Origin of the sequence: Corallococcus sp. AB045 (assembly GCF_003668895.1) — a bacterium.
GTDB classification, from domain to species: domain Bacteria; phylum Myxococcota; class Myxococcia; order Myxococcales; family Myxococcaceae; genus Corallococcus; species Corallococcus coralloides.
The window spans coordinates 23168-30798 of sequence record NZ_RAWN01000122.1 but is presented as its reverse complement, the minus strand read 5'-3'; the positions used below and the strand labels follow the sequence as shown (position 1 = coordinate 30798).

The 7631-nt window shown below is 69.4% G+C and carries 8 protein-coding genes; 3 read left to right on the top strand and 5 right to left on the bottom strand.

Annotated elements, in window-relative coordinates; genetic code table 11:
* From D7Y21_RS26090 to ttcA, 3 genes are all read right to left on the bottom strand, one after another.
* Positions 1–369 (bottom strand): PhnD/SsuA/transferrin family substrate-binding protein (locus D7Y21_RS26090; RefSeq protein WP_147469376.1); only part of this gene is annotated, 369 nt, incomplete at its 3' end.
* A gap of 12 nt (positions 370–381) precedes the next feature.
* Positions 382–1206 carry a tellurite resistance TerB family protein gene (locus tag D7Y21_RS26085; protein WP_120567382.1) on the bottom strand — a complete coding sequence of 275 codons (825 nt, stop codon included), beginning with the start codon at positions 1204–1206 and terminating at the stop codon, positions 382–384.
* Positions 1185–2042, bottom strand: coding sequence for a tRNA 2-thiocytidine(32) synthetase TtcA (gene ttcA, locus D7Y21_RS26080; RefSeq protein ID WP_120567383.1), 858 nt, complete (start codon positions 2040–2042; stop codon positions 1185–1187). The genes D7Y21_RS26085 and ttcA overlap by 22 nt, the downstream gene beginning before the upstream one ends.
* A 65-nt stretch (positions 2043–2107) precedes the next feature.
* Between ttcA and D7Y21_RS26075 the strand changes: the two genes are divergently transcribed.
* The gene (locus D7Y21_RS26075) at positions 2108–3277 is read left to right on the top strand and encodes a ribonuclease D (RefSeq protein ID WP_120567384.1); all 1170 of its coding nucleotides are present in this window, start codon (positions 2108–2110) and stop codon (positions 3275–3277) included.
* Positions 3278–3559: 282 nt separating this feature from the next.
* Entirely contained in the window at positions 3560–3826 is a 267-nt protein-coding gene (locus tag D7Y21_RS26070) for a hypothetical protein (protein ID WP_233591996.1), read from the top strand.
* A gap of 13 nt (positions 3827–3839) precedes the next feature.
* On the opposite strand, the gene D7Y21_RS26065 is transcribed toward D7Y21_RS26070, so the two are convergent.
* A complete protein-coding gene (locus D7Y21_RS26065; protein ID WP_121716375.1) occupies positions 3840–5345 on the bottom strand; it encodes a carboxypeptidase M32 in 1506 nt (501 codons plus the stop codon).
* 44 nt (positions 5346–5389) lie between these two features.
* On the opposite strand from D7Y21_RS26065, the gene D7Y21_RS26060 reads away from it, so the two are divergent.
* Positions 5390–5932, top strand: a complete 543-nt coding sequence (locus tag D7Y21_RS26060; RefSeq protein WP_120567387.1) for a hypothetical protein — start codon at positions 5390–5392, stop codon at positions 5930–5932.
* Positions 5933–5972: 40 nt separating this feature from the next.
* Here the strand turns inward: D7Y21_RS26060 and D7Y21_RS26055 are convergent, their stop codons facing one another.
* Positions 5973–7601: a peptide chain release factor 3 gene (locus D7Y21_RS26055; protein ID WP_120567388.1), complete on the bottom strand. Its 1629-nt coding sequence runs from the start codon at positions 7599–7601 to the stop codon at positions 5973–5975.
* Between the last annotated feature and the right edge of the window lie 30 nt (positions 7602–7631).

Sequence of the window (7631 nt, the reverse complement as noted above, 5' to 3'; positions counted from 1 at the left end):
GTCCACCCACGCCGCCTTCGCGCCCCTCAGCTTCTCCACCGTCAGCCCGGAGCCCGCCCGCCCCACCAGCGCGGAGCGGTAGCTGGACATGCCCCGGCGCACCCCGCGCGTCAGCACCCGCACGCCCATGGCTTCCATGCGCGCGCAGACGAAGGGTGGCGCCCAGGCCGCGTCCGCTCGCCCGGACAAGAGGTCCTTGGCCAGCGTCTCGTAGCTGGTGGCGACGTTCACCTCCACCAGCTTGCCCAACGCGCGCTGCAGGAACGACGCGAGCCGTTCCGCACGCTCGCGCGCCGTCTCACTGCCCAAGGACGGAGGCAGACCGAAACGGAAGGAGTGCCGCGAACCGGAGGGGACGTGCGGGGTCATACAATTCCCTGCTTACCCCTGCTGGTCCAACCGCGCCACTTCATCGTCCGCCAGACCGAACGTTGCCTGGAGCAGATCCAGGATCCGCTGCTCCGCGGTGCTCGTCCGCCCGGACGCATGGGCAATCTTGGTCGCCAGCTGGTACGCCTTGACGCGCTGCGAGTGAGTGGCCAGCCCGTGCGCCAGGACATGAAGCCGCTGCGGCAGCCCGTCCGTGGCCAGCGCGGCCACGGACTCGCTCACGAAGCCCTGGGCCCGCTCCGGGCTCACGTTCTGGAAGAGCGGATCCGCCGCGAAGCTCTCCACCATCGCGCGCGCCTCCGCCTCCTTCAGCTGGCCGTCCGCCGCCAGCACCAGGACCATCACCTCCGCGAACAGCCGCTCCAGGGGCTCGCCCAGCGCCTCCGACAGGCTGCCCCCCTGCTCGATGACGTCGATGATTTGCGCGACCTCGTCCTCGGAGATGCCCAGCGCCGCCTGGAACGTCTTGAGCAGCCCCAGCTCGGAGCGGGTGGCCCGCTGGTCCGCCAGCGCCACCGCCGCCGCCAGCCCGAAGGCCAGCATCCGGTTCTTGTGGTCCGGCAGCCGCCGGCGCAGCGAGGAGAGGACATCCTCCAGGTTGCGCGCCTCCGCCAGCCGCACCGCGCTGGTCTCCACCAGCAGGTTCAACTCACCCGACTGCGTGCCCTCGAACTCCGGGCGCTCCAGCACTCGTGCCAGCAACGTCTGCATCTCGCGCTGGGACACGCTGCCGTCCGCCATCGCGGCCAGCAGCATGGCTTCCACCAGCGCCGCGTTGCGCTCCTTGCGCGCCTTTACTGCCTGCTCTCGAGCCATGGACTCGCGCTCCCTTGCGTCTCGTTGGTGGGGGGGGTGGCCACGGGCCCGTCTTCCGTCGCGTTCAGCGGGTCCGGGTTCAGCGTCTTGTCCAAGAGGTGCGTGGGCCGCACGTTCGACATCGCGTTGAGCAGGCTCTGGCGGACGTTGGGGATCTCCTTGCCCAGGTCCTCCACCAGCTTCTGCATCCGCTTGCGCTGCAGGTTCTCCTGCGACCCGCACAGGTCACAGGGGATGATGGGGAACTGCTTCGCCTCCGCGAACTGGATGATCTCCTTCTCCGGCGCGTAACACAGCGGCCGGATGACCACGTTGCGGCCGTCGTCGCTCTTCAAGAGCGGCGGCATCGCCTTGAGGCTCCCGGCGAAGAACATGTTCAGGAGCATCGTGTGGATGAGGTCGTCGCGGTGGTGGCCCAGGGCAATCTTGTTGCAGCCCAGGTGCACGGCGGCGTTGTAGAGGATGCCCCGGCGAAGGCGCGAGCACACCGAGCACTGCGTCTTCCCGGGCGGGGTCTTCTCCAGGACGATGCTGTAGGTGTCCTCCTTCAGCATCTTGTAGGCGTAGCCCTCACGCTGGAAGTAGCCCTCCAGGATGTGGCCGGGGAAGCCGGGGTGGCCCTGGTCCAGGTTCACTGCCAGCAAGTCGAACTTCACGGGGGCTCGCCGCTGCAGCTCACGCAGCAGGTGGAGCATCGTGTAGGAGTCCTTGCCTCCCGACACGCCCACCATGATGCGGTCCCCGGCCTCGATGAGGCGGAAGTCCGCGATGGCCCGGCCCATGTGGCCAAGCAGGCTTTTTTCAAGACGTTGGGCGTCGTTCATCGGCGGGGCCATCCTAGCGGCGGTTCGGGAAAAAACACGTCAAAGGGGCGGGCCGGTCCGCTAGCCTGCTCCCCGCGATGCCGACCTTCCCTCAGGGTGCCTTGGATGTGGTGGACCGCGCGGGCGAGGAAGCCGCCACGCGGGTGCTGGAGGCCGCGCCGGAAGTGGCGGTGGACCTGGAGGCGGACGCCATGCACGCCTTCCGCGCCCGCCTGTGCTTCCTCCAGCTGGGCACCGACACGGACATCTTCCTCTTCGACACGCTCCAGCCGGGCGTGGATCCGCGCCTGCTCTCCCCCATGATGGAGGACCCCGCGCGCACCAAGTACTTCCACGCCGCCCAGGGCGACCTGCAGTTCCTGGCGGAAGCGGGCGTGCGCGTGCGCGGCCTCTTCGACACGCACCGCGCGGTGACGCTGCTGGGGTGGCCCAAGGTGGGCCTGGCGGACCTGGCGCGCGAGCGGCTGGGTGTGGAGCTGCCGAAGGAGCACCAGCAGTCCGACTTCTCCCTGCGTCCCCTGCCTCCGGGCATGAGGGACTACATCGCCAACGACGTGCGCTACCTCTGTGAGCTGGGCCGCCAGGTGCGCGACGCGTGCCGCGAGGCGGACATCCTGGAAGAGGTGCTGCTGGACTGCGAGCGCATGTGCGCGGAGGCCGAGGCCCGGCCGGAGGTGGGCGCCGAGTACAAGCCCAAGCTGTCGCGCACGGGCCTCAGCACGGCCCAGTACGCGCTCGCACACGCCATCGCGCAGGGGCTGCACAAGCTGCGGCTGGAGTGGGCGGAGAAGGACAACGTGCCCATGGGCCGCATGCTGTCCAACATGGCCATCACCGACCTGGCCCTGAAGCAACCGGACACGCACAAGGACCTGGCGCGCGCGGCCGGCGTGCGGGGCGCGGTGGTGCGCGCGCACGGCGACGACATCCTCGCCCTCATCCGCGACCTTCAGCAGAAGGCCACCCGGGGCGAGCTGGACCTGGACCGCGAACCCAAGGGTCCGCGCGACCCCCACCGGCGCAAGCGCGAGGACGCGCTCAAGGCGTTCCGCGTCGAGCAGGCCACCCTGCGCAAGGTGACGCCCAGCGTGGTGCTCACCAATCCGCTCATGGACGCGCTCGCGTCGAAGCCGCCCGCAGACGTTTCCGAGCTCTCCCAGCTGCCGTACCTCGGGGATAAACGGATCAAGCTGTACGGCGACAAGCTGGTGGCGTTGCTCAAGCCCTTTCCGGTGCTGGAAAGCTGACGTTCGCCCACGACGAAGAGGCAACTGCTGTACGATTCGGCCGAATCGTGCGCGGCGCTTCTGCATCCCTTGCCGGCTCGCTGTCCATGACCCCGGAACGCAGGTGTTGAGGCCCCATCTGCGCCTCCGGTGCTGGTTGCGAGAACGGCGTCCGTGCGTACCTTTGACGCCGCACAAAGGGAGGGCGTGGTCATGTTGGGAGCCAGGACAGGCGGGGCGCGGATAGAGGTCTCCCGGTGCATCGCCGCGAGCCTGAAGTGCCAGACGGCCTGCGAGGCCGGCATGGCACGCCTGAAGGCCCAGGGCGTCGCGGCGGACGACGACGCGGTGCGCCTGCTGCGCCAGTGCGCGGAGCTGTGCGAGCTCAACGTGCGCGCGCTCCAGAAGGAGAGCCGCCTGTCACGCCGCACCGCCAGCCTGTGCTTCGAGCTGGGCAACCAGGTGGCCCGCGCCGCGTGGCTGGAGGCGCAGGACCCGGACGCGCACGCGCTCGCGAGGGACGCGCTGCACCTGGCGCGCGCGTGCAGCCCGCTGGTGTTCGCGGCCTGAGGCTCTAAGGGCGCTAGAGCTTGATGCCGTACAGCGCGCCGTACTTCGCGCGCAGGTACTGGAGGAAGTCCTTGTCCGTGAGCCCCTCGCCGGTGATGGCGCGCACGCGCTCCTCCGCGGGCAGCCGGAAACCGTGCGAGTGCAGGTTCGCGCGCAGCCACCCCAGCAGTGACGACGTGTCGCCCCGCGACAGGTCCGCCTCCAGCGACGGCAGCGCCCGGTTCGCGGCGGTGTACAGCGAGGCCGCGTACAGGTTGCCCAGCGAGTACGTGGGGAAATAGCCCAGCTCGCCCCAGGCCCAGTGGATGTCCTGGAGCACGCCCTGCGTGTCGTCCGGGGGCGTGATGCCCAGGTAGCGCCGCATGCGCTCGTTCCACGCGGACGGCAGCTCCGACACGGGCAGCTCGTCGCGCAGCATCGCCAGCTCCAGCTCGTAGCGCAGGGCGATGTGCAGGTTGTACGTGACTTCATCCGCCTCCACGCGGATGAGCGACGGCACCACGTGGTTGATGCCCGCGTGGAAGCCATCCAGGTCCACGTCCGCCAGCGCCTCCGGGAAGGACTCCTTCAGCGCGGGGAAGTGGCTCACCCAGAAGGCGCGGCCGCGGCCCACCAGGTTCTCCCACAGGCGGGACTGGGACTCGTGCAGGCCCATGGAGGGCACGGACGCCAGCGGCGTGCGGTGGTGCTCCAGGGAGAAGCCCTGCTCGTACAGGCCGTGGCCCGCCTCGTGGAGCGTGCCGAAGAGGGCGGCCGGCGGCCACACCGGATCCAGGCGCGTGGTGAGGCGCACGTCCTGCGCGTGCACGCTGTTGGTGAAGGGGTGGATGCTCACGTCCTGGCGGCCCGCCTCCAGGTCGAAGCCCACGGCCTTGAGCAGCCGCATCGTGAACTGCCACTGCTGGCCGGTGTCGTAGGTGCGGCCGGAGAGGAACGCGGGGAAGGCCCGCTTCTGCTCACCCAGCGCGGCCACCATGGGGATGAGCGCCTCACGCAGCGCGGTGAGCACCGGCGTCAGGCGCTTCACGCGCATGCCGGGCTCGAAGCCTTCCAGCAGCGCGTCGTAGCGCTCGCCGTCGTGGCCCTGCGCGTCCGCCTGTTCGCGGCGCAAGGCCAGCAGCGCCTCCAGCGCGGGCTGGAAACGCTCGAAGCGCTTCGTCGTGCGCGCCTCGCGCCAGGCCTGGAGGCCCTCCCCCTGCGCCTCCGCCAGCGCGGTCACCAGCCGGGCGGGCAGGCGCACGGCGCGGTCCCGCTCCCGGGTGAGGACGCGCACCATGGCGCGCTCGTCGGGCGTGAGGGCCTCGAAGTCCTGGCCCCCTTCCCCGGCGCGGGCCAGGGCCTCTCCCAGGCGCGGGTCCACCAGCCGCTCGTGGTGGATGGCCTGGACGGTGGCCAGCTGCTGGGCGCGGGCGGAGGCCGCCTTGGAGGGCAGGTAGACTTCCCGGTCCCAGGAAGCCAGGTTGATGACGCTGTTCAGGTCGTTCAGCTCATGCATCCGTGCGCGCAGCCAGGAGTCCATGGCCTGTGTTTCTAGCGCGCTTCCAGGGTATGAGGACGCCCGCGATGGCCAACATCCTCCAATTCTTCATGGCACCCGACGACGAGGTCGCCTTCTTCCGTCACCTGGAGCGACACGTCCTGGAGGTCTACCCCCGGCGCGTGCCGCCGGACTGGGTGCCCTTCCGGGCCAACCCGGACAACATCTCGCGCCTGCCGGAGGAGGACCTCTACCTGGTGGCCAGCGAGATTGGCCCCGCCATGGTGGACAAGGTGAAGCGCGGCCCGGACAAGGGCTTCTGGCGCATCGACGAGGTGCGCTCGCCCGTCATCTTCATCGAGCGCTCGCGCCGCAACGAGGAGGGCGAGCTGCTCAGCGGGAAGATGTGGGTGGAGCTGGAGGTGACGTCCCAGACGGGACGGCGCGACGCGGCCCCGGACAAGTTCCGCCGCCTCTACATGGAGGTGGAGGAGTTCGTGAAGAAGACCTTCCGCCGGGGTGACCCGAAGGACTTCTTCGTCGGCAACCGCGCCGCGCGCCTCTTCAAGGAGGGGCTGGTGCTGCGCGACTCCGCCTTCCGAGGCGGCACGGTGGTGCCGCACAAGTAGTCGCTTCCGGGCCGGGGGCTTCCCCCGGCCCTTCGCGTCCCTAGCTGCCGGTCGCGGCCGACGCGGACTGGCGCAGGAGCGGGGCCTCGGAGACGAACTTCAGCTCCGGGTGCTTCTCCTCGGCGTGCTGGAGCGCCCAGTCGTCGCGGAAGAGCACCAGGGGCAGCCCGTCGCGGTCCTGCACCGTCTGGCGGTTGCCTTCCCAGTCGAACGACTTCGGTTCGAAGTTCTGGCCCACCACCCACCGGGCGTGGCTGAAGGGCAGCCGGTCCAGGGCGATCTTCGCGCCGTACTCGTGCTCCAGGCGGTACTGGAGCACTTCGAACTGGAGCGCGCCCACCACGCCGACGATGGGGTCCTTCATGCCCATGGCCAGCTGCTGGAAGATCTGCACCGTGCCCTCTTCGGACAGCTGCTCCAGGCCCTTCTCCATCTGCTTGCGGCGCAGCGGATCCTTCGAGCGCACCACCGCGAAGAACTCCGGGCTGAAGCGCGGCACGCCTTCGAACAGCACGTCCTGCGAGCCCTCCGCCAGCGAGTCGCCGATGCGGTACTGGCCCGGGTCGAACAGGCCGATGACGTCCCCCGGCCACGCGTCTTCAATGGACGTGCGCTCGGCGGCGAGGAACTGGCTGGGCTTCGCGAGCCGCACCTCCTTGCCCAGGCGCGAGTGGAACGCGTTCATGCCCTTGACGTAGCGGCCGGACACCACGCGCATGAACGCGATGCGGTCGCGGTGCGCGGGGTCCATGTTCGCCTGAATCTTGAAGACGAAGCCCGCGAACTTCGGGTTCGTGGGCTCGCGAGGGCCCTGCGTGGTGGGCCGCGACGTGGGCGCGGGCGCCAGGTCCAGGAACGCGTCCAGGAAGGGCCGCACGCCGAAGTTGGTCATCGCGCTGCCGAAGAACATGGGCGACAGCTGCCCCACGTCCGACTTCTCACGAGTGAATTCATCCCCGCCGATGTCGAGGAGCTCGATGTCCTCCTGGAGCTTCGCCAGCTCCGTCTCGGTGAGCACCGACTTGATTTCCTCCGAGTCGATGGACACCGAGCGCTCCACCACTTCCGACTCGCCGTGCGAGCCCTCCGCGGAGAACACGTGCACCACGCGCGCCTGCCGGTCGTAGACGCCCCGGAACTCCGGCCCCATGCCGATGGGCCAGTTCATGGGGTACGAGCGGATGCCGAGCACCTGCTCCAGCTCGTTCATCAGCTCCAGCGGTTCGCGGCCGTAGCGGTCCAGCTTGTTGACGAAGGTGAAGATGGGGATGCCGCGCATGCGGCACACCTTGAAGAGCTTCTTCGTCTGGGGCTCCACGCCCTTCGCCGCGTCGATGAGCATCACCGCCGCGTCGGCGGCGGACAGCGTGCGGTAGGTGTCCTCGGAGAAGTCCTGGTGGCCCGGGGTGTCCAGCAGGTTCACCGCGTGGTCGCGGTAGCTGAACTGGAGCACGGAGGACGTGACGGAGATGCCGCGCTCCTTCTCCAGCTCCATCCAGTCGCTGGTCGCGTGCCGCCGCGCCCGCTTGGCCTTCACACTGCCTGCCAGATGGATGGCGCCGCCGTACAGCAGCAGCTTCTCCGTCAGGGTTGTCTTTCCCGCGTCGGGGTGGGAGATGATGGCGAAGGTCCGTCGCCGGGCGACCTCCCTCTCGAGCTCATTGGCCATGATCCGAGGCCAACTATCACGGGCGGTCGT

Bases quoted from the DNA above. Each gene is read 5' to 3' on its own strand.
- D7Y21_RS26085 (WP_120567382.1), bottom strand. From the start codon at position 1,206: ATGGCTCGAGAGCAGGCAGTAAAGGCGCGCAAGGAGCGCAACGCGGCG.
- ttcA (WP_120567383.1), bottom strand. From the start codon at position 2,042: ATGGCCCCGCCGATGAACGACGCCCAACGTCTTGAAAAAAGCCTGCTT.
- D7Y21_RS26075 (WP_120567384.1), top strand. From the start codon at position 2,108: ATGCCGACCTTCCCTCAGGGTGCCTTGGATGTGGTGGACCGCGCGGGC.
- D7Y21_RS26070 (WP_233591996.1), top strand. From the start codon at position 3,560: ATGGCACGCCTGAAGGCCCAGGGCGTCGCGGCGGACGACGACGCGGTG.
- D7Y21_RS26065 (WP_121716375.1), bottom strand. From the start codon at position 5,345: ATGGACTCCTGGCTGCGCGCACGGATGCATGAGCTGAACGACCTGAAC.
- D7Y21_RS26060 (WP_120567387.1), top strand. From the start codon at position 5,390: ATGGCCAACATCCTCCAATTCTTCATGGCACCCGACGACGAGGTCGCC.
- D7Y21_RS26055 (WP_120567388.1), bottom strand. From the start codon at position 7,601: ATGGCCAATGAGCTCGAGAGGGAGGTCGCCCGGCGACGGACCTTCGCC.